This window comes from Roseicyclus sp. (assembly GCF_018402035.1).
In the GTDB taxonomy this organism is placed as follows: Bacteria; Pseudomonadota; Alphaproteobacteria; order Rhodobacterales; family Rhodobacteraceae; genus Roseicyclus.
Map to the genome: position 1 here is coordinate 47,687 of NZ_JAGYJN010000003.1, position 22,720 is coordinate 70,406.

Sequence of the window (22,720 nt, forward strand, 5' to 3'; positions counted from 1 at the left end):
AAAATTTAACTTACTGCGCCGACAAAGAGACGATGTAGGCGTAGACGTTCTTGGCATCCGCCTCGGAGCGTACACGGAAGCTCATCGCGCCGCGTGCCGAGTTATTCCCCGTTGCTTCACGGATATAGGCGGTCGGATCTTGGACATAGGCGACAAAGCTTTCCTCGGTCACGATGATGCCGGCATCTTTCAGTGCCGTCATGCCGGGCGACCAGCGGAAATCTTCGATGTGGGCCCATGTTTTGCCTGCGATACCGTACAGGTTGGGGCCGGTCCGCGCATTGCGGCCAGCCAAAACGTCACCCGCTTCGTTCTGCACCACGTGGCAGGCCACGCACTGGTTGAACACACGTTCGCCAGCCGCCGCATCACCGGAGGCGGCATGGGCGTCAGCCATAGCCATCGGTGCCGACAAAAACAAAGCAGCAGCAGCGAGCACGATTTTGCGACTCATCAGGTTGTCTCCCTCTCTCGAATGGTCTCGATAGGGATAAACTATGTCGATCCTGCTAGGGTCCAGTGGTTTTTTTCAAATTCACGCGACGGCATGGGCAATGGCGCATTGTTTCCACAAAGTCTTGAGCGCCAAGACCAGATATTCGATATCCTCATCGCTGTGCAGCGGGCCGGGGGTAAAGCGCAAACGCTCGGTCCCCTTGGGCACGGTGGGGTAGTTGATCGGCTGCACATAGATGCCGAACTGATCCATCAAGATGTCCGACAGCATCCGGCATTTGACCGGGTCTTTCACCATCACCGGGATGATGTGGCTTGCGTTCATCTCGTGCGGGATACCCTCGGCGTCCAAACGCGCGCGCAGGCGGGCAACCTGCCGCTTTTGCATGTCGCGCTCATACGAGCTTTCTTTCAAATGCCGGATCGAGGCGGTGGCGGCGGCCGCCACGGCGGGCGGAAGGGCCGTGGTAAAAATAAACCCGCTGGCAAAGCTGCGGATGAAGTCGACCAAAGCATGGCTTCCGGTGATATAGCCGCCGACGACGCCAAACGCCTTGCCCAGTGTCCCCTCGATCAAGGTGATGCGGTCCATCAGCCCTTCGCGCTCGGCCACACCGCCACCGCGCGGACCATACATGCCAACGGCATGGACCTCATCGATGTAGGACATCGCGCCATGCTTGTCGCAGACATCGAGGATTTCTTTGATCGGCGCGATATCGCCATCCATCGAATAGACGGATTCAAAGGCCACGATCTTGGTCGCATTGGCGGGCAGGCTGGCCAGCTTGCGGTCCAGATCTTCGGGGTCGTTATGCTTCCAGATCACTTTCTGGCAGCGCGCGTGGCGGATGCCCTCGATCATCGAGGCGTGGTTTAGCTCATCCGACAAGATCACCGCATTAGGCAGGCGCGCGCCCAAGGTCGACAGCGCCGCCCAGTTCGACACATAGCCAGAGGTGAACAAAAGCGCCGCTTCCTTGCCGTGCAGATCGGCCAGTTCCGCCTCGAGCTGTTTATGGTGCCATGCATTGCCCGAGATATTGCGCGTGCCACCCGCGCCTGTGCCACATTCTTGCACGGTCTCAACCATCGCGTTGATGACGTCGGGATGCTGGCCCATGCCCAGATAATCGTTGGAACACCACACAGTCACCTCGTCCTGACCATGCGAGTGGTTTTTCACACGGGGAAAGGCCCCGCATTTCCGCTGAAGTTCGGCAAAGACGCGGTAATTGCCCTCCTGCTTGAGATGATCGAGCTGGGTTTGGAACAGCTTGTCAAAGTTCATCGGGCATCCTCGCTTGTCTTAATGGCTTGGTTGGGCACTGTCCGCTCTGCAAGCATCCAGCGCCAAAGTTTCTCGTCAGGAAGCGGAAGCACCATGAACCAGTGCTCCAGCAGCGCGAGCGCGGTAAGCGCGCTCAATAGGGCAAAGCCGACGATGTCGGCCTGCGTTTCGACCGCCCAGATCCGCTCGAGGAAACAGGCGACAGCAAAGCTAAGGCCAGTGATCGAGATCGGGAAAAGCCAGTTCATCCGCGCGATGCGGAAATGGCTGGGCAGGTGGTTCAGATGCTCGGGGAGGAATTCCACATTGATTTTGCGGACCCCGAGAAAAAGGTTGAGCTTGGCCGAAACCCGCGCGGCGAACAGCACCGCAAAGGTCCACATGCCGAACTGGTTTTCTGCGCCAAGGCTTGCCACGATCATCGCCAAAAGCGTGAAGGCCAACAGCATTTCGTGATAGGCGATGGTGCCCCATGCGCGGATAAAGCGTTCCCATTCGCGCACCCCCGCTTTCAGCGGTTGGCGGACCGGGCCAGTGATCACGCCGGTCAGGAACGCCAATTCAATCCAGCCCCAAAGCGCCAGCGCCGACAAAAAGCCCACGTAAACCCCCGCCACGCTGGTGTTGCCCAGCGTGTCGAGAAAGCCGAAGCCGCCCAAAAGCAGAAAGGGCAGGTTCCAAAGCACGGCCCAAAGCCGTGCCTTGGCCCCTTCACGATCCGCGCGCCGCACAGCCATAAGGATCGCCCCGGTGGCGAACCACCAGAAGAACAAGGCCACGAGGGCTGCGATCCAAGGCGAGCTGAGCATCAATATGCAGGCTCCAACCGGGTGGAGGCCGGCACGCGATGCTTGACGGCAGGGATGGTCAGCAGGCTGACGAATGCCGTGGTCGCACGGACCGTCGCACCGATCCGCTTGACCCAATTGCCCGACTTTTTCGCCATGGCCAGATCGGCATTGGCGCGTTGCATCGCAACCAGCCCCTTTTGCCAGCGCGGATGGTCGATATCGAGCGTGATCGGGAACACCTGCTTGGAGATTTCCGAGGTCTTGGTAAAGACCTCATGGGCATACCAATCGGGGTCCACGCCAAGGGCTGCGTGAAACGCTGGGCGCTGGTGATCGCGCACATACATGGTGGAATAGACCGCCGTGAGGAAGAACTTGATCCACAGCACATTGACGCCCGAGGTCAGCTTGGGGTCGGTCTTCATCAGCAGGGCAAAGGCCTCGCCATGGCTGAACTCGTCGTTGCACCATTCCTTGAACCACTTGAAAATCGGGTGGAACCGCAACTCGGGGTTCGCCTCGAGGTGGCGGTAAATGGTGATGTACCGCGCGTAGCCGATCTTTTCCGACAGGTAGGTTGCGTAGTAGATGAACTTGGGCCGGAAATAGGTGTATTTCTTCTTTTGGGTCAGGAACCCGAGGTTCACGGCGATCCCCGCTTCGCGCAGCGCATCGTTGATAAAGCCCGCATGCCGCGCCTCGTCACGCGCCATAAGCTGGAACAGCGTCACGATATCCTCGTTATTGCCGCGCCGCTTCATTTCCTTATAGAGCACACAGCCCGAAAATTCGGCCGTGCAGGACGAGACAAGGAAATCGATGAACTCGGCCTTGAGCTTGGGTTCCATCCCGTCCCAATCGACATGATCCCAATCTTCGTTCTTCTTGAAATGGCCCTTGTTCGGGTCGCTTTTCATCTGGTCGATCAACAGATCCCAGTCTTTGCGCACCGGGCTCACATCAATCGCGTCCATCTCGTCGAAATCGGTGGTGTAAAACCGCGGGGTCAGCAGCGTGTTTTGCATCGCCAGCGCGGTGGCACCTTCGCTGTCGACGATGCCTTGATGGTTGTCGGCTGCCAGCGCCTCTTCGACGGTGGTGGCGTCGGCGGAATGTGTCATATCTTTCATGCTGGGATTCCTCTCTTGCCTACCGCGCTTTGCGCTACTTGAGGCATGACCTCGTCGCTAAACGAGAACTCGCACAGCTCCATAAACTCGAAATCCCCGGTCATGCGGGTCCAGAGTTGTTCGAGTTTGCTGGCGCGCGTGATGCGGGCGATGCGTTCTTCGCGGATCACCTCGCCATAGGGCGCCATCACGGGCGGGCCTTGCACCTGAACCTCGTCGCCGGGGTTAATCACGGCGCCGTTCAGGAACTTCACATGTGCATGCAAACTGTCGAAGCGGTGGCTGACCTCCACTTCGCAGGGTGCGGTTTCAAAGTCTTTCGTGAGCCATCCCATTGGTCATTCCTCCAGCATGCGGGCAAAGACCCGCTCGTTGTCCGCCCCAAAGCCGAAAAGCTCGGCCCTGAAATCGGTCAGGTCATCACGAAGCCCGATGCGTCCGTCTGAAAAACGCACCAACCGGATGGGCTCCGATGCATGGCGGCCGACGGCCCCACGCTCGCGCTCCAGCACGCGGTAGATTCCGGCGACAAAGCCGCCTTCGGTCGGCCCCAGATCAAGGATCAAGGAACCGTTCAGGTCCAGCACACGGGCCGAACCGTCCATTTGGCCGAAAATCCGGATCATCCGCTCTTGCACGGCGGGCACTTCGGCCTCGCTGGGCGGCATCGCGGCCAGCGGGCGATCGGTCAGCCTTGCATATGCCACGATGATCAGGACACACACGCAAAGCACGAACATCGCGCGCACAAGGATGGTTGGCACCATTTCCTTGTCGCGTTCGACCAGCTTTTGCTCATGCTTGTTGTAGCTACGGGTATAGGCCATGGCGTTCACTCCGCCGCGACCGGCTGATGGGCCGGTGCGCGTTCAATAACAGGTTCGGACACAGCGGTTTCCGCCGCCTCGGCCAAGATCGCGGCCACCTTGCGCACATCGGGGATGCAGCGCAGCGCGGGCTGGGTTTGTTTCATCTTCCACGGGCGCACATGCGGCCATGTCAGGATGTAAGACAGCCGCGCGCCGTCATCCTCCATCAGCTCAAGCGCGATGGTGCCGGTGCCGTTCTTGCGCACGCCCAGATCGGCATTCGCGATCTTCTTGAACGGAAGGTTCAGCGTCATGGTCAGCGCCGCGCCGATGCGCATCGCGACCCGCTTATTGGTGATGGTGTAAACCGTCGCCTTGGCCTGCATCAGCGCGACCAGCACCAAGATGGTGCAAACGATCAGCCCCAGCACAAGGAAGAATGACGCCGCCGTGGCGCTGTCGGCCCAGCTTTCGGTCGCGGCACCACCAATGGTGCGCCATGCGAACAGAAAGGTGAAATAGCCCGCCACCCACCAGAAATTCAGGCTTTCGCAGGCAAGTTGCCACCAGCTTGGCTGGCCCTGCCACAATATCTCTTCGCCCGGCGGCAATTCCTCGGGAAGGCCGCGGACAGGTTCAGTGGCAAAATCGTCATGATCATGAGACATCGGTCGTTTCTCCTTCGTCGGTCGTGGTCCGGCGCGCGGGTCTGATGCGCGCGCCGGTTTTAGGTCACAGGAGCGGGTCCAAACGATCCTGCGCAGCGTAGAGAATACCGCCGCCGTAGTAGGCGGAGATCTTTTCTTCCTCGAGCAGGGTGATCTGCGTGGAGGATTTGGTGACGGGCACGGCGGCGAAATGCTTGCCGTAGATCGAATTGATCTTCACCTTGCCGCCCCAGATCCGGCAGAAGGTCATCGGCACAAGCCGCTTGCCGCCGCCATGATCGCCATCCAGCTCGATCTCGAGGTAGCGGATCAGCTGTTCGGGCGCATCGACCCACATATCGCTGATCGTGCCGACAACCGCACCATCACCGGCCACAACCGGCATACCGCGCGGATCGCGCCCGGCCGAGACACGGAAAGTCTCGGTCTGGCCCATCGGCACGATCTTGGCATGGCCGTGACCGTCAAGTTCCGGCACATCGCGGCGCGGCGTCCAAGCGCCCGAGCCGACGCCCGCCAACATCGGGTCGCCGACTGGGTCATAGGGGTAGCCGTTGCTGGTGCCAAAGTTCGACCGCTCCATCGCGAGATCGGTGCGGCGATGCGCATTCTCGTTCTCGATCGAGGGGACGGTGACTTCGCCGCGACCATGCATCAGCTTAAAGGTCTTGGCGTCGGGAACGGGGAAGGGGCCCTGGTTCGGGGCGGCGGTGCCGTCCTCGTTTTCCAGCGGATAGCCTTCGCGCATGTTCTCGGTCTGCAGATAATAGATCAGCAGGGCGAAAAAGATCCAAAACAGCCAGATAGACAGGCTGGCCAGATCGAAATTGCCGAAGAATGTAGCTTCCATGGTTAGATCCTCTCGGGTTCGGCGGTCTCAGGTGGGAAGGTCGGCGAGCCCGAACTTCCCGGTCCCCCCGTTCCTGTTGGTCGTTGCAGTGCGAACAAGCGGCCCAAGGGCCACAAGCGTGACGAAAAGCAGAAAAATCTCGAGGTGATAGACAACCGAATACCCCGTACTCGGGTCATTCAGCGCGACACCCAAATGGCCTTGGGTCGCGGCCGCGTTCACCAGATCACGCAGGCCGCCGCCGATGGCGGTGGACAGGCCCGCAGCGGTCGCTTGCGCGGCCCCCCATGCGCCCAGCGCCAAACCGCGCCCAGCAACGCCCGCGGGCATGGTCATGGCGGCGGTCAGGGTCGCGACCGCGAAAAGCCCGCCGCCGAAGCCGATCAGGCAAGCCCCGATAAAGAACATCTCGGACGAGCCCATGGGATTGGCAAAAATCACGGCGGAAAAGGCGGCAAGCCCGGCCAGAATACCGCGCGCGCCCATGCGGTAGGGGTTCATTCCTTCGGCCAGCCATTTCGCGGCAAACGCAAAACCGACCAAGGCACCCGCCGCCCAGCTTGCGGTCAAAAGCGTGGTGGCCGATACACTCAGCCCCAAGATCTCGCCGCCGTAGGGTTCAAGCAGCACATCTTGCATGTTGAAGGCCATAGTCCCCAGAAACACCACGACCAACAGCCGCCCGGCGGTGCCGCCAGCGGCGTAATCGGCCCATGCATCGCGGAAACTGGGGGTGGGTGCCTCACGTTCGGCCCGGTTCATCGGGCGGACGCGCTCTTGCTTCCACAGCGCGATGACGTTCAAGACCAAGGTCATGAGTGCCGCACCCTGCACCACGCCGATCAACTCCAGCGCGGTGAATTCCTTGAGCAGATAGCCGATCACCAGCGACGAGACCGCCATGCCGACCAGCAGCATGACATAAAGCAGCGCCACAACACGCGGGCGCGTCTCATCCGTGGCGCGGTCGGCGGCCAAGGCCAGACCGGCGGTCTGGGTCATATGCATGCCAAGACCGGTCATCAAAAAGGCCAGCGCTGCCAGCGCCTCACCGGCAAAGGGGATGTCGTAGCGCACCTGCGTGACATCACCGCCCAGCACCAAAAGGGCGGCGGGCATGATGGCAAGGCCGCCGAACTGCCACAGCGTGCCAAACCAGAGATAGGGAATACGCTTCCAGCCGATGGCCGATTTATAGGTGTCGGATTTAAAGCCCAACAGCGCGCGGAAGGGCGCGATCAACACAGGCAGCGCCACCATGGCGGCGACAAGAAAGGCCGCGACCTTTAACTCCACGATCATGACGCGGTTCAGCGTGCCAAGCAGCATGACGGTGGCCATACCGACCGAGACCTGAAACAGCGACAGGCGCAGCAATTGCCCAAGCGGCAGATCGTCCGACGCCGCATCCGCAAAGGGCAGATACCGGATCGATATGCGCTTGAGCACGCTCATGCCCGGTACTCCAGACATGTCGAGATATAGAACCCACGGGCGACCCGCTCGACGTCGCGGATCGACCCTGTTGCGCCGCTTCGTATCGCTTCTTGCGCCAGCTTGCGCGGGTTGTGCGGGATCATCACGGGCGAGCGATCAGAACGCGGGAACAGCTTTCCCAAGCCCCAGAAGGCCATCAGGAAGGGCGTGCGCGGTGCCACGGTGAAGACGATGCTGCCCTGCACGCGGGGGCAAAGATGGGCCAGCGCCCGGCCCAAATCGGGGGCAGTGTAATAAATCATGCTGTCCATCGCCATGACATGATCGAATGCGCCCAAGCCATCGGCGAGCATATCGCCCGAGGTAAAGGTGACGCGCGGGGCAAGGGCTTCGGGCAGGCGCTTGGCCGCGATCTCGACCAGCGCGGGCGAGATATCAATCGCCACCACATCCGCGCCACGGCGGGCCAATTCCTCGGTCATGGCACCCGTGCCGCAACCCGCGTCAAGCACACGCTTGCCCGTCAGATCAGCGGGCAATTGCGCCAACATGATCGCGCGCATCCGGTCACGCCCTTCGCGCACGGTCTGGCGAATGCCCGACACAGGCGCGTCAGAGGTCAGCCGCTCCCACGTCCGGGTAGCGGTGCGGTCGAAATACTCTTCGACCCGGTCGCGTGTGCGCCCATATGTCGGCGTGGCGACCATCAATCAAAACCCAGCAGTTCAAAGATATGGCGATCTTCCAGCGGCTCGGGCGAAAGCGGCTCTGTTCCGGCCCATAGGGTCTCAGCCAGCCGGATATATTCGGCGCGGCACTGCACGATATCTTCTTCATCGGGCATCTCGAACAGGGTCTTTTTCTTCAACCGCGAGCGGCGGATCGCATCCACATCGGGCATATGCGCGATGCGGTTGAAACCAACCTCGGCGCAGTAGCGATCAACCTCATCCGTCGCCTTGGAGCGGTTGGCGATGCACCCCGCCAGCCGCACATTGTAATTCTTCGACTTTGCCTGAACGGCGGCGATGATGCGGTTCATCGCATAGATGCTGTCGAAATCATTGGCCGTCACGATCACCGCGCGGTCGGCATGTTGTAGGGGTGCTGCAAAGCCACCGCAGACCACATCGCCCAGCACATCGAAGATCACCACATCGGTATCTTCCAGCAAATGATGTTGTTTCAAAAGCTTGACCGTCTGGCCCACGACATAACCGCCACAGCCGGTGCCGGCGGGCGGGCCACCCGCCTCGATGCACATGACGCCATTATAGCCCATGGTCACGAAATCCTCGGGGCGGAGTTCCTCGGCATGGAAATCCACATCTTTCAGAATATCGATCACCGTCGGCTGCAAATGGCCGGTCAGGGTAAAGGTGCTGTCATGCTTGGGGTCACAGCCGATCTGGAGCACTTTCTTGCCCAGCTTGGAGAACGCCGCCGAAAGGTTGGAGGAGGTCGTCGATTTCCCGATCCCGCCCTTGCCGTAAACCGCGAAAACCTGCGCCCCCTCGATCTTCATCGACGGGTCGAGATGCACCTGCAGCGATCCCTCGCCATCTTCGCCCTTGCGCAGCACCGGGGGTGCGCCCAGATCGCGCTTGGCCAGACCTGCGGCCTCGCGCATTGCGGCACGGGCAGCGGGGGGTGATTTTTCGTCCAACATCGGTGTCGTCCTTCCTATTCCGCGGCCATGCCCGGGGTTAGCCCCTCAAGCGTGTCTTCCAGCTCATCCGCGCCAGCCTGAAGCGCGGCCAATGTGGCCTCATCGGGTTGCCAGTAATTGCGTTCGAAGGCCTCGATCAGGCGGTTGGCCATACGGACCGACGCCTGCGGGTTCAGCGCGGCCATGCGGCGGCGCATCTCTTCGTCCAGTACAAATGTCTCGGAGAGGCGCTGATAGACCCATGGATCGACCTGACCCGTCGTGGCCGACCAGCCCAGCGTATTGGTCACCTGCGCCTCGATCATGCGCACGCCCTCATGGCCGTGCTTCAAAAGCCCCTCGAACCACTTTGGGTTCAAGCTGCGCGAACGGGTTTCGAGCGCGACTTGATCTTTCAGCGTGCGCACCTTGCCCGCGCCACGGGTCTGATCGCCGATGAACACCGGCGCTTCTTGACCACCCTTGGCGCGTTTGACCGCACGCGAAATGCCGCCCAGCGTGTCGAAATAATGATCGACCGTGGTGACGCCCAACTCGACTGATTCAAGGTTCTGATAGGCCAGATCGACATCTTTCAACGCCGCCTGCAAAAGGCCCGCATTCTTATGCGCCTTGCCATCCATGCCATAGGCAAAGGATTTCCGCGCCTGATAGGCATCGGCCAGCTCATCCTCTTCGCCCCAAGCGCCGCTATCGACCAATTGGTTGACGTTGGAGCCATAGGCACCCTCGGCATTGGAAAAGACCCGCAAACTGGCCTCTTCCATGCTGACGCCCATCTTGGCGGCATAGTCCAGCGCATGGGCGCGCACGAAATTCATCTCGGGCGCCTCATCGGCGGTTGCCGCCTTGAACGCCGCCTCGGCCAGCATCCTTGTCTGCAAAGGCAACAAATCGCGGAAGATGCCCGACAAGGTCATCACCACATCGATGCGTGGGCGACCAAGCGTTTCCAGCGGGATCAGATCGGCACCGCACAGCCGCCCATAGCCATCAAAGCGCGGCTTGGTGCCCATCAGGGCAAGCGCCTGTGCAATCGGGCCGCCGTCGGATTTGATGTTATCCGACCCCCACAGCACCAGCGCGACAGAGCGCGGCATCTCGCCCGCCGCCTCGATCAAGCGCTGCGCTTGTTGCGCGCCATCTTGCAGCGCGAAAGCGGTCGGCATGCGGAAAGGGTCGAAGGCGTGAATATTGCGCCCCGTGGGCAGCACCTCGGGCGAGCGGATCAAATCACCACCCGGCACGGGTGCGATGTAGCGGGCCGAAAGCGCGCGCATCAGCCCGCCCAGCTCGGTCTCTTGGCGCAGCAGATGTTCGACCCGAACCCGCGTTTCAGGGTCGGTTTCGGCCATCACGCGCAGATGCTCTTGCAACTCTGCCTCGGCCATCGGGCGGCCCACAACATGCAGCCCGTCAGTGATCAGCGCATCCTCAGTCTCGAGCAGCGTCAGCCACAGCCGGTCAGGGTCGCGCGCGGTCAGATCGACGGCTTCGGCCTGTGTTTCGATCAGCGCGGCCAGATCAGCGCGCTCATGCGCATCGGGGGCCAGACCGCGCCACCGCGTCAGGCTGTCCTTGAGTTCCGACAACCCCTTGTAAAGCCCAGCCGATGCCAAGGGCGGCGTCAGATGGGTGATCGTCACAGCGTTTGACCGGCGCTTGGCCAGCGTCGCCTCGGACGGGTTGTTGGAGGCATAGAGATAGACATTCGGCATCTCGCCGATCAGCCGGTCGGGCCAATCGCGCGCGCCAAGCCCGGCCTGTTTGCCGGGCATGAATTCCAGCGCCCCATGCATCCCGAAATGCAAAAGCACATCGGCGCGGTAAGTGTTGCGCAGCCACAGGTAGAACTGGGTAAAGGCATGGGTCGGCGCGAACCCATGCTCGAACAACAGGCGCATCGGGTCGCCCTCGTAGCCGAATGTCGGCTGCACACCCACAAAGACATTGCCGAACTGTTGGCCAAGGATGAAAACGCCGCGCCCATCGGATTGGATCTTGCCCGGTGCCGGACCCCAAACCGCCTCGATCTCCTTCAGCGGCGGTGTATTGCGCACCATCGTGTCAGCATCGACATGGTCGGCGACATTCGCCTCTTGCCCGTATTGCTTGGCATTGCCCTTCAGGATCGCATCGCGCAGATCATCGACCGATGCGGGCACTTCGACAGCGTAGCCATCTGCCTTCATCCGTGTCAGCGTGTTGAACAGGCTTTCAAACACGCTCAGATAGGCCGCCGTGCCAATCGCGCCTGCATTGGGCGGAAAGCCGAACAAAACGATCCCGACCTTCTTGTCGACATTGCGCTTGCGTCTGAGCAGCGCAAGCCGCTTTGTTTTCTCGACAAGGCTGATGATCCGCTCGGGGCATGGCGCCATCGCCTTGGTCGCCGATTGGCTTTGGCACATCAGCGCACAGCCTTGGCAGCCATCAAGCCCATGCCGCCCACCAAAGACGGTTGGATTGGTGGCGCCGTCGATCTCGGGCAAAGCAACCAACATCGTGGTCTCAACCGGCCCAAGCCCACCGGCCGATGAGGCCCATTGACCAAGGGTCTGAAACTCCAGCGCATGGGCCGCGATATAGGGCAGGTCCAGATCCTTCAGAACCGCAACCGCCGCCGCGCTGTCGTTATAGGCCGGTCCCCCGATCAGGCTGAACCCGGTGAGCGAGACCAAGGCGTCGATCTTGCCACCGGCAAAATAGCTCGCGATCGCGGGCCGCCCGTCGAGCCCACCGGCAAAGGCGGGCAAAACGGCAAGGCCAGCGTCCTGCATCTGGCGGATCACAGCGTCATAATGCGCGGTGTCAGAGGCAAGCACATAGCTGCGCATCATCATCAGGCCCACGGTCGCAACCGGGTTGGCGGGCTGCGGCAGATCGGCAGGGTTGGTGGTGATGCGATGACCGGGCAGGTCGGGGTGATACAGCCCCACCTCGGGGTAATCGATCGGTGCCGCCGCGCGCGCGCCCTTAAAGGCGCGGTCGCTGGCATAGCTGCCGATCAGGAAGCGGATCATCTGCTCGACATTGTCGTCAGACCCGCCCAGCCAATATTGCATGGTCAAAAACCATGCGCGCAAATCCTGCGCCTTGCCGGGGATGAATTTCAGGATCTTGGGCAAGCGGCGCAAAAGCTTCATCTGCTTTTCGCCGGAATTGGCCGAAGGCTCTTTTGATCCGCGCAGCTTTTTCAACAGCTTCATCGGCCCGGTCGCGGGCTTCATCATGTCCAGATCGCCCATCTTGGTCAGTTGGACGACTTCCTTGGCCGATATGACGCCGATCATCGCGTCGCAAGCATCGCGGCGCGCCTGCAACGCGGGCAGGATCGCTTTGATATGTTCCTCGATGAACAAAAGATTGGCGACGATGATGTCGCCATGGCGCACGGCGATGCGCGCCTCTTCCAAGGCGGCGGGGTTTTCGGCCCATTCGGCGGCGGCATGCACGCTCACGTTCAGCCCCGGAAACTCGCCCGCCAACCGCTCACTCACACGTGCCGCAGGACCCGCCGCATGGCTGTCGAGCGTGACCATCACGACCCGGTAGCCGGGGATATGATCACCGTCACCGCGCATAATGGGCCTTTGCCTCGTAGAGCGTGTCGATGCTGATCTGGGTCACACCGCGCTCGGCCGCGAATTTCTCGGTATTGCGCCGCGCTTTACCCCGCACGAAAAAGGGGATCTTTTTCAGCTCGCGCTCGGCATCCGCCAGCCAGACCATGACATCTGTTCCGCTCGATTCTGTGGCGGGAACCTCGTCCATCTTTGCTTCGAAAATACTCTGGGGGGTCTGGGGGGCTAGCCCCCCAGCCACCGCCGCGCGCATTGGCGCGTGGCCACCATGGTGGCTGGCGCCAGCCGCGTCATGGAACTCGAAATCCTCGCGGAACATCGCCAAAAGATGCTCCTCCAGCCCCATGACCAGCGGGTGAATCCAGGTGTCGAAGATCACATTGGCGCCTTCCCAGCCCATCTGGGGGGAATAGCGGGCGGGGAAATCCTGCACATGGACAGGGGCGGAAATCACGGCGCAGGGGATGCCAAGGCGCTTGCCGATATGGCGCTCCATCTGGGTGCCAAGGATCATCTCGGGGGCTGCATCCTCGATGGCCTTTTCCACCTCGAGGTAATCATCGCTGATCAGCGCCTCGAGGCCGAAATCCTTGGCCAAGGCGCGCATCGGCCTTGCAAACTCGCGGTTGTAGCAGCCAAGGCCCACAACCTCGAAGCCCATCTCGTCGCGTGCGATGCGGGCGGCGGCCATCACATGGGTCGCGTCGCCGAACAAGAACACGCGCTTGCCGGTCAGATAGGTGCTGTCGACCGATTTCGACCACCAAGGCTGGCGCAGGCGGCTCAGGTCTTTTTTCGGCGCGATACCGCAGATCTGGGCCACTTCAGCCACGAAATCATGGGTCGCACCAACACCGATGGGCACGGTTTTGGTGTAGGGAATGCCAAGTGTCCGCTCCATATGGCGGGCGGCGGTCTCAGCGTGTTCGGGATACATCAAGATATTGATATGCGCGGCACCCAGCCGGGTCAGGTCATGGGGTGTTGCATCAAAGGGGGCCACGACATTGATGCCGATGCCCATGTCATAAAGCAGGCCCTTGATCTCTTCGATATCGTCGCGATGGCGAAAGCCCAGCGCGAGCGGGCCGATCAGGTTCGCGGTAATCTCGGGCGTTTTCTCGACAGGCTGCGCCAAGGCCTTGACCAGCTGGTAAAAGGTCTCATCCGTGCCGAAATTTTCCTTGCGCTGATAGCTCGGCAATTCCAGCGCGATGACCGGCACAGGAAGGTTCATCGTCTCGGCCAGACCGCCCGGATCATCTTGGATCAACTCTGCGGTGCAAGAGGCGCCAACGATCAGCGCTTGGGGCTGAAAGCGATCATAGGCATCTTGGCATGCGCGCTTGAACAGGCCCGCCGTATCCTCGCCCAGATCGCGGCCCTCAAAGGTTGTGTAGCTGACAGGCGGGCGATGGCCGCGCCGCTCGATCATGGTGAACAAAAGATCGGCATAGGTATCGCCCTGCGGCGCGTGCAGGACATAATGCAGGCCCTTCATCGCAGTGGCGACACGCATCGCGCCAACATGCGGCGGGCCTTCATATGTCCAGACGGTCAGCTTCATGGCAGCATCCGGGGGCTCTGCCCCCGGACCCCCGGGATATTTAAGAAACAGAGAAGAGGCGCGGTCATTCTGCGGCCTCCAGCTTCAAAAGCGCGCGGCGGCGGATCGGGCGGCTAAAGAGCCCTGCCAGATCACCGGCTTGGTCGTAGAAATGCACGGGCGTAAAGACCAGCTCGATGGCCCATTTGGTCGTCAGGCCCTCTGCCTCCAGCGGATTGGCAAGGCCAAGGCCGCAGACGGTCAGATCGGGGCGCGCGGCGCGGACGCGGTCGAGTTGTTTATCGACATCTTGGCCCTCGGAAATCGTGGGGCCGGCGGGCATCAGATCCAGATCGGGGCCGACGAGGCCCTTATGGATGAAGGGTTGGCCAATCTCGATCGCCTCCATCCCGCATTCACGGGTCAGGAATCGGGCCAGCGGAATTTCAAGCTGGCTGTCGGGCATGAAAAACACCGTCTTGCCGCGCAGATGCTCGGAGGCATTGGCAATCGCAGTGCGCGCCCGCGCGCGGGGGGCGGCTGTTACCGCCTCAAAGGTTGCATCATCCACGCCAAACTCATCGGCGATGGCGCGCAGCCATAGGGTGGTGCCCTCCTCGCCGAAGGGAAAGGGGGCTTGGATCATCCGCGCACCGCGCCGTTCCAGTGCAGCGGCGGTATCGCCCAGAAAGGGCTGGAGGCAGGCAAAAACGGTATTTGGTCCAACACCCGGCGCATCAGAGGTGCGCGGTGCGGGCAAAACCCGGACCCGAGCGATGCCCATTTTGGTCAACAGGCCAACGGCCTGATCTTCGACAACATCCGGCAGCGCACCCACAAGCAAAAGCTCGCGTGCCTCCGTCCCGGGGAGGACGGGAACCATGGAAGCAAGACAGGCATCCTCACCTTGGGTGAAGGTCGTCTCGATGCCACTGCCGGAATAGTTGAGCACCCGCACATGGGGCGCGTGGATCTGTGTAAGGCGCTGCGCTGCGCGCGCGAGATCCAGCTTGATGACTTCGGAGGGGCAAGAGCCGACGAGGAACAGCTGCTTGATATCGGGGCGACGCGCCAAAAGGCGACCGACTTCGCGGTCAAGCTCGTCATTGGCATCGGCCAGACCCGCCAGATCGGTCTCTTCCAAGATCGCGGTGCCAAAACGCGGTTCGGCAAAGATCATCACACCCGCCGCCGATTGCAGCAGATGCGCGCAGGTGCGCGAGCCCACGACAAGGAAAAAGGCATCCTGCATCTTGCGGTGCAGCCAGATGATCCCGGTCAGGCCGCAAAACACTTCGCGTTGGCCGCGTTCTTTCAGAATCGGCGCGTCGCGGCAGGTGGCGGCGGGAATACTCGCGGGGCGGTTCATGCGCGCCCCTCCGCATCCAGACGCGCCATGCGCAGCTTCCAGATGAATTGGGCGGCGTTGATGACATAGGCGGTATAGGCCGCCAGCGCGATCCACATCTGATCAGCATGGGGCCAGCCCGCGACCAGCGCCCAGACATAGGTAAGGTGCAGCGCGATCACCAAAAAGCTGACCACATCCTCCCAGAAGAAAGCATCGGCAAACAGGTATTGGCCAAAGACCACTTTTTCCCAGATCGCGCCTGTCACCATGATGGTCAAAAGCACAGCGGTCTTGAGAATAATCGATACCGTCGCGGCCTCGTAGCCTGCGCCGGTCATCATGAAACGCAGCACAAGCCCCAAGGAAACAAGGAAAACCACGAATTGCAGTGGCGCCAGAACACCCTGCACGGTCGTCCAAACCGTGCTGTCGCGCCGCGCCCGTTCCTCAGAGGTGTAAAGCTGGCGTGACGGTACCGATGTGAGTGTTTCGGTCGGCATTCGATGTTCGATTCCTTTGGACGATATGGAAAAGTTAGCCTCCGGCATGGTTGAGTGTCAATTAAAACTTACACATTAACTGTCTGGTGAGGCGAAGTATTTGGGAGCTGGGCACCCAGAGAAACCAGCGGAAAATGCGTGATTTTCTGAGGAAAGATTCCAAAACTTCGGCGGGCGGGCGCCTTGAAACACCCCACGTGTCAATTTACTTTGACAGAATAGGAAGAATGCGCGACACTTACTTAAGGCCAACTTGCTCCTGACCAACGTCGATGCCGACGGACATATTTGGGCGGTGGCGCAATCGGTGACATCAAATGCATAACGAACGGCACAGCAAAGCGGCGGGCCGACAAGCCATCGAGGCTGCCGAGATTGCGCGCCTTGCGCAGCGCGCCATCGCCGTTCTTGCGGCTGACAGGCCGGGGCGGTCTGATGGGCTAAAGCTACGGCTGATGCAGCTTTGCGATGCGTTCATCGCGCCCGAGGAAGAGCGCCGCCACGACATGCTGATGCGGCTGCGCCAAGATGGCGTAAGAGCAACCGAGATCATCGATCATATCGTACCTGCCGTGGCACAAGAGATGGGCGAGCGTTGGGGCACCGATGCGATCAGCTTTGCCGATGTCACGATTGGTGCCGCGCGCTTGCAAGAAACAGTGCGCGGTTTGGGCTGGCATGACACCGGGCGCAGCGCGGCCCATACCGATGCGCCAACGATCCTTGTGATCATTCCGCGCGGCGAGCATCATACGCTTGGTGCCTTTGTCTTGGCCGATCAATTGCGGCGACGCGGCTACCGGGTCGATGTGGCGGTTGATCGTCACCCCAGACAGATCCACGAGATGCTGAGGCGCAAGCCCTATCGCATGGTTGGGATTACGGTTTCAGGGCGCAGAACACTTGCATCGGCAAAAGAATTGGTGGACATAATTCACCTTACTGTAGCGCGTGTGACCCCGATCGTGATTGGGGGGGCTATCCTCGACAAGGGGTTAGATGTGCTTGCGCTTAGCGGTGCGGATCATACTGCCCGTGACGCCGTATCGGCACTGCGGCGGTGTGGATTGAATGCGGTGGTATCCCCCGAGGGGCCGCTGCAAGAATTGGAAGGCTTGGCCGGCGAACTGTTGGATCGGCTCTAGGGATATGGATCGTATGAACACGCGCGGATCAGATTTCTGGGATCAGCCGTCGGCACCGACCATCGGGCCGGAGCAGTTCAATGAGATCGTCACCACAGCAGCCGATCTTGCCTTGGTTCTTGACACCGAGGGCACCGTTAAATCCGTAATCGTGAACCCGCTCAACCCCACCTTGGGGCGGCTCGACCATTGGAAAGATCGCGATATCCGCGAGTTCATGGCCGAAGACAGCCTGTCCAAGCTTGAAGCGCAGCTTGACGCGCATCGCGAAGGCAAGAAGATGGCCGTCGATGCCATCGAGGTGAACCATTTCGACAATGCGAATTGGGAATTCCCGATCCGCTACACGGTCCACAAGACCAGCAATCCCGATATCATCTTGATGCTGGGCCGCGACCTGCGCCCTATCGCCGAATTGCAGCATCGGCTGGTCAAGGCGCAGCTTGCGCTTGAGAAAGATTATGAGACGCATCGCGACTACGAGACACGCTATCGCGTGATCATGGAGGCGGTGCGCGATGCGATGGTCTTGGTCGATGTCGCCTCGGGGCGGATCGTCGATCTGAACTCGGCCGCCGCACAGATGCTTGGTGCCGAGATTGATACGCTGACCGGCAGTGCCTTTACCCAAGAATTCGACGGTCGCCGCCGGGGCGAGTTCATCGAGGGACTTGTGCTTGCCTCGGGCGATGGGACGGGTGGCCCGGTCACGGCGACCACGCGGCGCGGCAAGATCGATGTTTCGCTGCACCCCATCGTGTTCCGCGCGGCGGGCGACAAATCGCTTTTGTGCCGAATCGAGTCGGCCAAATCGCAAGAGACCGTAGCGGTTGAGCTATCCAACACCTTGGCGCAGCTTTACCGCGAAGGGCCGGATGCCATCGTCATCACCGATGCCCATGGCACGATCCGTTCGGCCAATGATGCGTTCTTGAACCTGACCGATGCAGGTTCGCTTGCTGATGTGCGCGGGCGGTCTTTGGCCGAGTTCCTTGCGCGCGCCAGTGTCGATTTGAAGGTATTGACCGACAATGCCGCGCGGTCGGGCAAGATGCGGATCTATGCCACAAGGCTTGAGGGGGCTTACGGCTCGCAGCTTTCGGTCGAGATGTCGGCAACCCATCTGAGCGCGGCTGGTGCGACAGGTTTTGCCTTCGTGATCCGCGACACCTCGCGGATGGAAGTTGTGCGCGAGCCAAGCGCCTCGGCGATGCCGGGAACCGGAACGGTGTCGGACGACGCGATGCGCAATGTGATGGATCTGGTGGGCTCTGCCCCGCTAAAGGATATCGTGGCGGCAACCACCGATGTGGTCGAGAAGATGTGCATCGAAACGGCGGTCGAATTGACCGACAACAACCGTGTCGCCGCCGCCGAGATGCTGGGCCTGTCGCGGCAATCGCTTTACGTGAAGCTGCGCAAATACGGGCTGCTCAGCCGATCCGACCGCAGCACCGAGAACTGATCACCCCTTTTGACCGCTGATGCGCGCGCCCTGATCTTGGGGCATCTTCGGCATGCGTAAAGACCTGTTTACACTTGCCGACTCGTAAACTGTCAGGCTATGTTTACACTTATGAGTGTAACGACCGACCTCAACCCTGCCTCTGCTGATCGTCGCTTGCCCGAAACACGGGCGGTGCTGACATTGCTGAAACCGATCACATGGTTTCCGCCAATGTGGGCCTATCTTTGCGGTGCCGTCTCGGCGGGGGTTGCGCCATCGGGGCATTGGTTGGCGGTGATCCTTGGGGTCATTCTTGCCGGGCCGATCGTGTGCGGCATGAGCCAAGCGGCAAATGATTGGTGCGACCGCCATGTCGACGCGATCAACGAACCGCATCGCCCGATCCCTTCGGGGCGTATTCCGGGGCGTTGGGGGCTTTGGATCGCGATCATCATGTCGGTGGCTGCCGCCATCATCGGGCTGGCGCTTGGGCCTTGGGGCTTTGGCGCGACGCTGCTGGCCATTGCGGCGGCTTGGGCCTATTCGGCGGAACCCGTCCGGCTCAAGCGCTCAGGCTGGTGGGGGCCGGGGCTGGTGGGGCTTTCCTATGAAACCCTGCCTTGGTTCACGGGTGCCGCCGTCTTGTCGATGGGCGCGCCTAGCTGGCCGGTGATCATCGTGGCGCTGCTTTACGGCATTGGCGCGCATGGGATCATGACGCTCAACGACTTCAAAGCGCTGGAGGGGGACCGCCAGATGGGCGTGAATTCCCTGCCCGTGACACTTGGCCCCGAACGCGCGGCAAGGCTTGCCTGCATCGTGATGGCCGTGCCGCAGGTGTTCGTCTTCGCCCTGCTCTTCTTTGTTTGGGACCGGCCCCTTCACGGGCTGGCCATCGCCATGTCACTGATCGCCCAAGCCTATGCGATGCAAGTTCTGCTGCGCGATCCGAAGGGCCGCGCGCCTTGGTATAACGGCGTGGGTGTCACGCTTTACGTCTCGGGCATGATGGTCACGGCCTTTGCCGTGCGCACGTTAGAGGCATGGCCATGACGCTCGGCTGGCTTCAGATCATCCGCCTTGGCTTTGTGCAGATGGCGCTTGGGGCCATCGTGGTGCTGACCACCTCGACCTTGAACCGGCTGATGGTGGTCGAGCTTGCCCTACCGGCCGTTTTACCCGGCGCGCTGGTGGCGCTGCATTACGGGATACAGATCACCCGCCCCCAATGGGGCTATAAATCCGACACCGGGGGCAAGCGTACGCGCTGGATCATCGGTGGCATGGCGATCTTGGCCTTTGGCGGACTGGCGGCGGCTTACGGCGTCGTCGTGATGGAGACGCAGGCAGCGCTTGGCCTGATCATCTCGATCCTTGCCTATGCCGCCATCGGTGTTGGCGTTGGCGCATCCGGCACCTCGCTTTTGGCGCTATTGGCCACATCGACCGCGCCGCGCCGCAGGCCGGCGGCCGCGACGATCACTTGGCTGATGATGATCTTTGGCATCGCGATGACGGCGGGTATCTCGGGCCAGTTCCTCGACCCCTACACCCCCTTGCGGCTGATGCAGGTGGTGGCGGTCGTCACGTTGGGTGCCTTCGTGCTGACCTGCATCGCCGTGCGCGGGATCGAGGCGCAAGTCATCGCACAGCCCGTGGCCGAAAGCGCCCCCTTCATGGTTGGGCTGCGCGAGATTTGGGCCGAACCTAAGGCGCGCATGTTCACGCTTTTCGTCTTCCTCAGCATGACCGCCTATTTCATGCAGGAGTTGATCCTTGAACCCTATTCCGGCCTTGTCTTTGGTTTCACCCCCGGCCAATCCACGACGCTTTCGGGCGCGCAGAATGGCGGTGTGTTCCTTGGGATGGTTGTCGTCGGCGTGGCAGGCACCGCGCTCAAGCTGTTGAGCTTGCGGGCTTGGGTCGTGATCGGCTGCATCGGATCGGCGGCGGCGTTGATCGGTGTGTCCGCCTTGGGCCAGATCGGGCCGGGCGCACCCTTGTTGCCCGTGGTCGTCACGCTTGGGTTTTTCAACGGCATGTTTGCGGTCGCGGCCATCGGATCGATGATGGCGCTGGCGGGCGAGGGGCGCAATGCGCGTGAAGGCACGCGGATGGGCCTATGGGGTGCCGCGCAAGCGATTGCCGCCGGTTTCGGCGGGCTCGCCGGTGCGGGCCTTGTCGATCTGGCGCGGCTTGTCACCGATGACGCCACGGCTTTTGGGGCCGTTTTCACATTCGAGGCGCTTCTTTATCTCGCCGCAGCGCTGATGGCGCTGCGCGTGATAGAGGGCAGGATATCCATGTCGCCACATTCAGGCGCGACCGTACCGGGAGAATGACCATGAAATACGATGTCGTCGTTGTGGGCGGTGGCCCTTCGGGTGCGACCGCCGCCGAAGATCTGGCGCGCTCGGGCCATAAGGTTGCGCTTTTGGATCGCGCGGGACGGATCAAACCCTGTGGCGGTGCGATCCCGCCGCGCTTGATCCGCGATTTCCAGATCCCCGATGACCAGCTGGTCGCCAAGATCACGACCGCGCGGATGATTTCCCCCACCGGGCGGCGCGTCGATATTCCGATCGAGAACGGCTTTGTCGGCATGGTGGATCGCGAACATTTCGACGAATTCCTGCGCGCGCGCGCCGCCTATGCCGGGGCCGAGCGGCTGACCGGCACCTATACCAAGATCACGCGCGATAAGGATGGCACCCATGTCCATTACCGCGACAAGGCCACGGGCGAAGATCGCGCCCTGACCACCAAGATGGTGATCGGTGCCGATGGCGCACGCTCTAACGTGGCGCGGACCGAGATCAAGGATGGCGACAAGATCCCCTATGTGATCGCCTATCACGAGATCGTCGAGGCCCCCGGCCCGCGTGGCGATTACCATCCCGACCGCTGCGATGTGATCTATGATGGCCGGATCAGCCCCGATTTCTACGGCTGGGTTTTCCCGCATGGCAAATCGGCCTCTATCGGCATGGGCAGCTTTCTGAAAGAGGTCGATCTGAAGAAGGCCACCGCCGATCTGCGCGAGGCAAGCGGTCTGGCCGATTGCAAAACCATCCGCAAAGAGGGCGCGCCGATCCCGCTCAAGCCATTGGACGAATGGGACAATGGGCATGATGTGGTGCTGGCGGGCGATGCCGCCGGTGTCGTCGCCCCCTCAAGCGGTGAGGGGATCTATTACGCGATGGTCGGCGGGCGCGTCGCCGCGATTGCGGCGGCGACAAAGCTTCAGACCGGGATGATCAAGGATCTCAAGCTTGCGCGAAAGCTGTTCATGCGCGACCATAAATCGGTCTTTAAGGTGTTGGGCGCGATGCAGGATGCCTATTACAAATCCGATGAACGGCGCGAGCGTTTCGTCTCGCTCTGCCATGATATCGATGTGCAACGCCTGACGTTCGAGGCCTATATGAACAAGGAATTGGTCAAGGCCCGCCCCCTTGCCCATATCAAGATCGGGATCAAGAACCTTGCCCATCTGACCGGGCTGGTTTCCCCCACACACGTATGACCGAGATGATCCCGGCCTGGGTGAACGGCGAACTGACCCCCGTCGAAAAGCTGGAGGCCCATATAAAGGGTATCCGGCATAAGGCGATATCTGTCTTCCTGATGCGCGGCGACAAGGTGCTGCTACAGCGCCGGGCCATGGGCAAGTATCACACGCCGGGGCTATGGGCGAATACCTGCTGCACCCATCCCCATTGGGGCGAGGCCTCGCTTGATTGCGCCACGCGGCGCTTGGGGCAAGAGCTTGGCCTAGACGATGTCGCGCTCAGTTTCCGCGATACGGTCGAATACCGCGCCGATGTGGGCGGCGGGCTGATTGAGCATGAGGTGGTCGATATCTTTGTCGGTGAATTGGCACACGGGCATGAGCCCGTGCCGAACCCTGATGAGGTGATGGATACAATCTGGACGCCCCTACATAATCTTATAGAAGATGTTGCGGCAAGGCCCGCTGGCTTTACGCCATGGCTACAGATCTATCTGCGTGACCATGCAGGCGTGATTTTCCAATCAGCTTGAGG

The 22,720-nt window shown here is 61.1% G+C and carries 21 protein-coding genes; 6 read left to right on the plus strand and 15 right to left on the minus strand.

Annotated elements, in window-relative coordinates:
* Positions 1 to 10: 10 nt before the first annotated feature.
* The 15 genes from KG698_RS06315 to bchF all read right to left on the minus strand — a co-directional run bounded on the left by KG698_RS06315 (position 11) and on the right by bchF (position 16,082).
* Positions 11 to 454, minus strand: coding sequence for a c-type cytochrome (locus tag KG698_RS06315; RefSeq protein WP_213684725.1), 444 nt, complete (start codon positions 452 to 454; stop codon positions 11 to 13).
* A gap of 81 nt (positions 455 to 535) precedes the next feature.
* The gene (hemA, locus tag KG698_RS06320) at positions 536 to 1,747 is read right to left on the minus strand and encodes a 5-aminolevulinate synthase (protein ID WP_213684726.1); all 1,212 of its coding nucleotides are present in this window, start codon (positions 1,745 to 1,747) and stop codon (positions 536 to 538) included.
* On the minus strand, positions 1,744 to 2,556 hold the full coding sequence (gene puhE / locus KG698_RS06325; RefSeq protein WP_213684727.1) for a putative photosynthetic complex assembly protein PuhE: 813 nt from the start codon (positions 2,554 to 2,556) through the stop codon (positions 1,744 to 1,746). Before puhE ends, hemA begins: the two co-directional genes overlap by 4 nt.
* Positions 2,556 to 3,668, minus strand: coding sequence for a magnesium-protoporphyrin IX monomethyl ester (oxidative) cyclase (gene acsF / locus KG698_RS06330; RefSeq protein WP_213684728.1), 1,113 nt, complete (start codon positions 3,666 to 3,668; stop codon positions 2,556 to 2,558). The genes puhE and acsF overlap by 1 nt, the downstream gene beginning before the upstream one ends.
* Complete coding sequence (locus KG698_RS06335; protein WP_213684729.1) at positions 3,665 to 4,003, minus strand: hypothetical protein; 339 nt, start codon at positions 4,001 to 4,003, stop codon at positions 3,665 to 3,667. The genes acsF and KG698_RS06335 overlap by 4 nt, the downstream gene beginning before the upstream one ends.
* A gap of 3 nt (positions 4,004 to 4,006) precedes the next feature.
* On the minus strand, positions 4,007 to 4,495 hold the full coding sequence (gene puhC / locus KG698_RS06340; RefSeq protein ID WP_213684730.1) for a photosynthetic complex assembly protein PuhC: 489 nt from the start codon (positions 4,493 to 4,495) through the stop codon (positions 4,007 to 4,009).
* A gap of 5 nt (positions 4,496 to 4,500) precedes the next feature.
* Entirely contained in the window at positions 4,501 to 5,145 is a 645-nt protein-coding gene (gene puhB, locus KG698_RS06345; RefSeq protein ID WP_213684731.1) for a photosynthetic complex putative assembly protein PuhB, read from the minus strand.
* A 64-nt stretch (positions 5,146 to 5,209) separates the two neighbouring features.
* Positions 5,210 to 5,995, minus strand: coding sequence for a photosynthetic reaction center subunit H (gene puhA / locus KG698_RS06350; RefSeq protein WP_213684732.1), 786 nt, complete (start codon positions 5,993 to 5,995; stop codon positions 5,210 to 5,212).
* 27 nt (positions 5,996 to 6,022) lie between these two features.
* Entirely contained in the window at positions 6,023 to 7,450 is a 1,428-nt protein-coding gene (locus tag KG698_RS06355; RefSeq protein ID WP_213684733.1) for a PucC family protein, read from the minus strand.
* On the minus strand, positions 7,447 to 8,139 hold the full coding sequence (gene bchM, locus KG698_RS06360) for a magnesium protoporphyrin IX methyltransferase (protein ID WP_213684734.1): 693 nt from the start codon (positions 8,137 to 8,139) through the stop codon (positions 7,447 to 7,449). The genes KG698_RS06355 and bchM overlap by 4 nt, the downstream gene beginning before the upstream one ends.
* Positions 8,139 to 9,062: a ferredoxin:protochlorophyllide reductase (ATP-dependent) iron-sulfur ATP-binding protein gene (bchL, locus tag KG698_RS06365; protein ID WP_213684992.1), complete on the minus strand. Its 924-nt coding sequence runs from the start codon at positions 9,060 to 9,062 to the stop codon at positions 8,139 to 8,141. Before bchL ends, bchM begins: the two co-directional genes overlap by 1 nt.
* A gap of 53 nt (positions 9,063 to 9,115) precedes the next feature.
* Positions 9,116 to 12,685, minus strand: coding sequence for a magnesium chelatase subunit H (locus KG698_RS06370; RefSeq protein WP_213684735.1), 3,570 nt, complete (start codon positions 12,683 to 12,685; stop codon positions 9,116 to 9,118).
* Positions 12,675 to 14,252 carry a ferredoxin:protochlorophyllide reductase (ATP-dependent) subunit B gene (gene bchB, locus KG698_RS06375; protein ID WP_213684736.1) on the minus strand — a complete coding sequence of 526 codons (1,578 nt, stop codon included), beginning with the start codon at positions 14,250 to 14,252 and terminating at the stop codon, positions 12,675 to 12,677. The genes KG698_RS06370 and bchB overlap by 11 nt, the downstream gene beginning before the upstream one ends.
* 64 nt (positions 14,253 to 14,316) lie before the next feature.
* Positions 14,317 to 15,600, minus strand: a complete 1,284-nt coding sequence (locus KG698_RS06380) for a ferredoxin:protochlorophyllide reductase (ATP-dependent) subunit N (RefSeq protein WP_213684737.1) — start codon at positions 15,598 to 15,600, stop codon at positions 14,317 to 14,319.
* Positions 15,597 to 16,082, minus strand: a complete 486-nt coding sequence (gene bchF / locus KG698_RS06385) for a 2-vinyl bacteriochlorophyllide hydratase (protein WP_213684738.1) — start codon at positions 16,080 to 16,082, stop codon at positions 15,597 to 15,599. The genes KG698_RS06380 and bchF overlap by 4 nt, the downstream gene beginning before the upstream one ends.
* A 317-nt stretch (positions 16,083 to 16,399) precedes the next feature.
* Between bchF and KG698_RS06390 the strand changes: the two genes are divergently transcribed.
* The 6 genes from KG698_RS06390 to idi all read left to right on the plus strand — a co-directional run bounded on the left by KG698_RS06390 (position 16,400) and on the right by idi (position 22,718).
* Entirely contained in the window at positions 16,400 to 17,227 is an 828-nt protein-coding gene (locus KG698_RS06390) for a B12-binding domain-containing protein (RefSeq protein WP_213684739.1), read from the plus strand.
* Between the two features lie 4 nt (positions 17,228 to 17,231).
* Entirely contained in the window at positions 17,232 to 18,692 is a 1,461-nt protein-coding gene (gene ppsR, locus KG698_RS06395) for a transcriptional regulator PpsR (protein WP_300983067.1), read from the plus strand.
* 111 nt (positions 18,693 to 18,803) lie between these two features.
* Positions 18,804 to 19,727, plus strand: coding sequence for a chlorophyll synthase ChlG (gene chlG / locus KG698_RS06400; protein WP_213684740.1), 924 nt, complete (start codon positions 18,804 to 18,806; stop codon positions 19,725 to 19,727).
* A complete protein-coding gene (locus KG698_RS06405; RefSeq protein ID WP_213684994.1) occupies positions 19,724 to 21,016 on the plus strand; it encodes a BCD family MFS transporter in 1,293 nt (430 codons plus the stop codon). Before chlG ends, KG698_RS06405 begins: the two co-directional genes overlap by 4 nt.
* A 2-nt stretch (positions 21,017 to 21,018) precedes the next feature.
* Positions 21,019 to 22,200, plus strand: coding sequence for a geranylgeranyl diphosphate reductase (locus tag KG698_RS06410; protein WP_213684741.1), 1,182 nt, complete (start codon positions 21,019 to 21,021; stop codon positions 22,198 to 22,200).
* A complete protein-coding gene (gene idi / locus KG698_RS06415; RefSeq protein WP_213684742.1) occupies positions 22,197 to 22,718 on the plus strand; it encodes an isopentenyl-diphosphate Delta-isomerase in 522 nt (173 codons plus the stop codon). The genes KG698_RS06410 and idi overlap by 4 nt, the downstream gene beginning before the upstream one ends.
* Positions 22,719 to 22,720 lie beyond the last annotated feature (2 nt).

Excerpts from the sequence above, each read along its gene's own strand:
- KG698_RS06315 (WP_213684725.1), bottom strand. The coding sequence starts at position 454 with ATGAGTCGCAAAATCGTGCTCGCTGCTGCTGCTTTGTTTTTGTCGGCA.
- hemA (WP_213684726.1), bottom strand. The coding sequence starts at position 1,747 with ATGAACTTTGACAAGCTGTTCCAAACCCAGCTCGATCATCTCAAGCAG.
- puhE (WP_213684727.1), bottom strand. The coding sequence starts at position 2,556 with ATGCTCAGCTCGCCTTGGATCGCAGCCCTCGTGGCCTTGTTCTTCTGG.
- acsF (WP_213684728.1), bottom strand. The coding sequence starts at position 3,668 with ATGAAAGATATGACACATTCCGCCGACGCCACCACCGTCGAAGAGGCG.
- KG698_RS06335 (WP_213684729.1), bottom strand. The coding sequence starts at position 4,003 with ATGGGATGGCTCACGAAAGACTTTGAAACCGCACCCTGCGAAGTGGAG.
- puhC (WP_213684730.1), bottom strand. The coding sequence starts at position 4,495 with ATGGCCTATACCCGTAGCTACAACAAGCATGAGCAAAAGCTGGTCGAA.
- puhB (WP_213684731.1), bottom strand. The coding sequence starts at position 5,145 with ATGTCTCATGATCATGACGATTTTGCCACTGAACCTGTCCGCGGCCTT.
- puhA (WP_213684732.1), bottom strand. The coding sequence starts at position 5,995 with ATGGAAGCTACATTCTTCGGCAATTTCGATCTGGCCAGCCTGTCTATC.
- KG698_RS06355 (WP_213684733.1), bottom strand. The coding sequence starts at position 7,450 with ATGAGCGTGCTCAAGCGCATATCGATCCGGTATCTGCCCTTTGCGGAT.
- bchM (WP_213684734.1), bottom strand. The coding sequence starts at position 8,139 with ATGGTCGCCACGCCGACATATGGGCGCACACGCGACCGGGTCGAAGAG.
- bchL (WP_213684992.1), bottom strand. The coding sequence starts at position 9,062 with ATGCGCGAGGCCGCAGGTCTGGCCAAGCGCGATCTGGGCGCACCCCCG.
- KG698_RS06370 (WP_213684735.1), bottom strand. The coding sequence starts at position 12,685 with ATGCGCGGTGACGGTGATCATATCCCCGGCTACCGGGTCGTGATGGTC.
- bchB (WP_213684736.1), bottom strand. The coding sequence starts at position 14,252 with ATGAAGCTGACCGTCTGGACATATGAAGGCCCGCCGCATGTTGGCGCG.
- KG698_RS06380 (WP_213684737.1), bottom strand. The coding sequence starts at position 15,600 with ATGAACCGCCCCGCGAGTATTCCCGCCGCCACCTGCCGCGACGCGCCG.
- bchF (WP_213684738.1), bottom strand. The coding sequence starts at position 16,082 with ATGCCGACCGAAACACTCACATCGGTACCGTCACGCCAGCTTTACACC.
- KG698_RS06390 (WP_213684739.1), top strand. The coding sequence starts at position 16,400 with ATGCATAACGAACGGCACAGCAAAGCGGCGGGCCGACAAGCCATCGAG.
- ppsR (WP_300983067.1), top strand. The coding sequence starts at position 17,232 with ATGGATCGTATGAACACGCGCGGATCAGATTTCTGGGATCAGCCGTCG.
- chlG (WP_213684740.1), top strand. The coding sequence starts at position 18,804 with ATGAGTGTAACGACCGACCTCAACCCTGCCTCTGCTGATCGTCGCTTG.
- KG698_RS06405 (WP_213684994.1), top strand. The coding sequence starts at position 19,724 with ATGACGCTCGGCTGGCTTCAGATCATCCGCCTTGGCTTTGTGCAGATG.
- KG698_RS06410 (WP_213684741.1), top strand. The coding sequence starts at position 21,019 with ATGAAATACGATGTCGTCGTTGTGGGCGGTGGCCCTTCGGGTGCGACC.
- idi (WP_213684742.1), top strand. The coding sequence starts at position 22,197 with ATGACCGAGATGATCCCGGCCTGGGTGAACGGCGAACTGACCCCCGTC.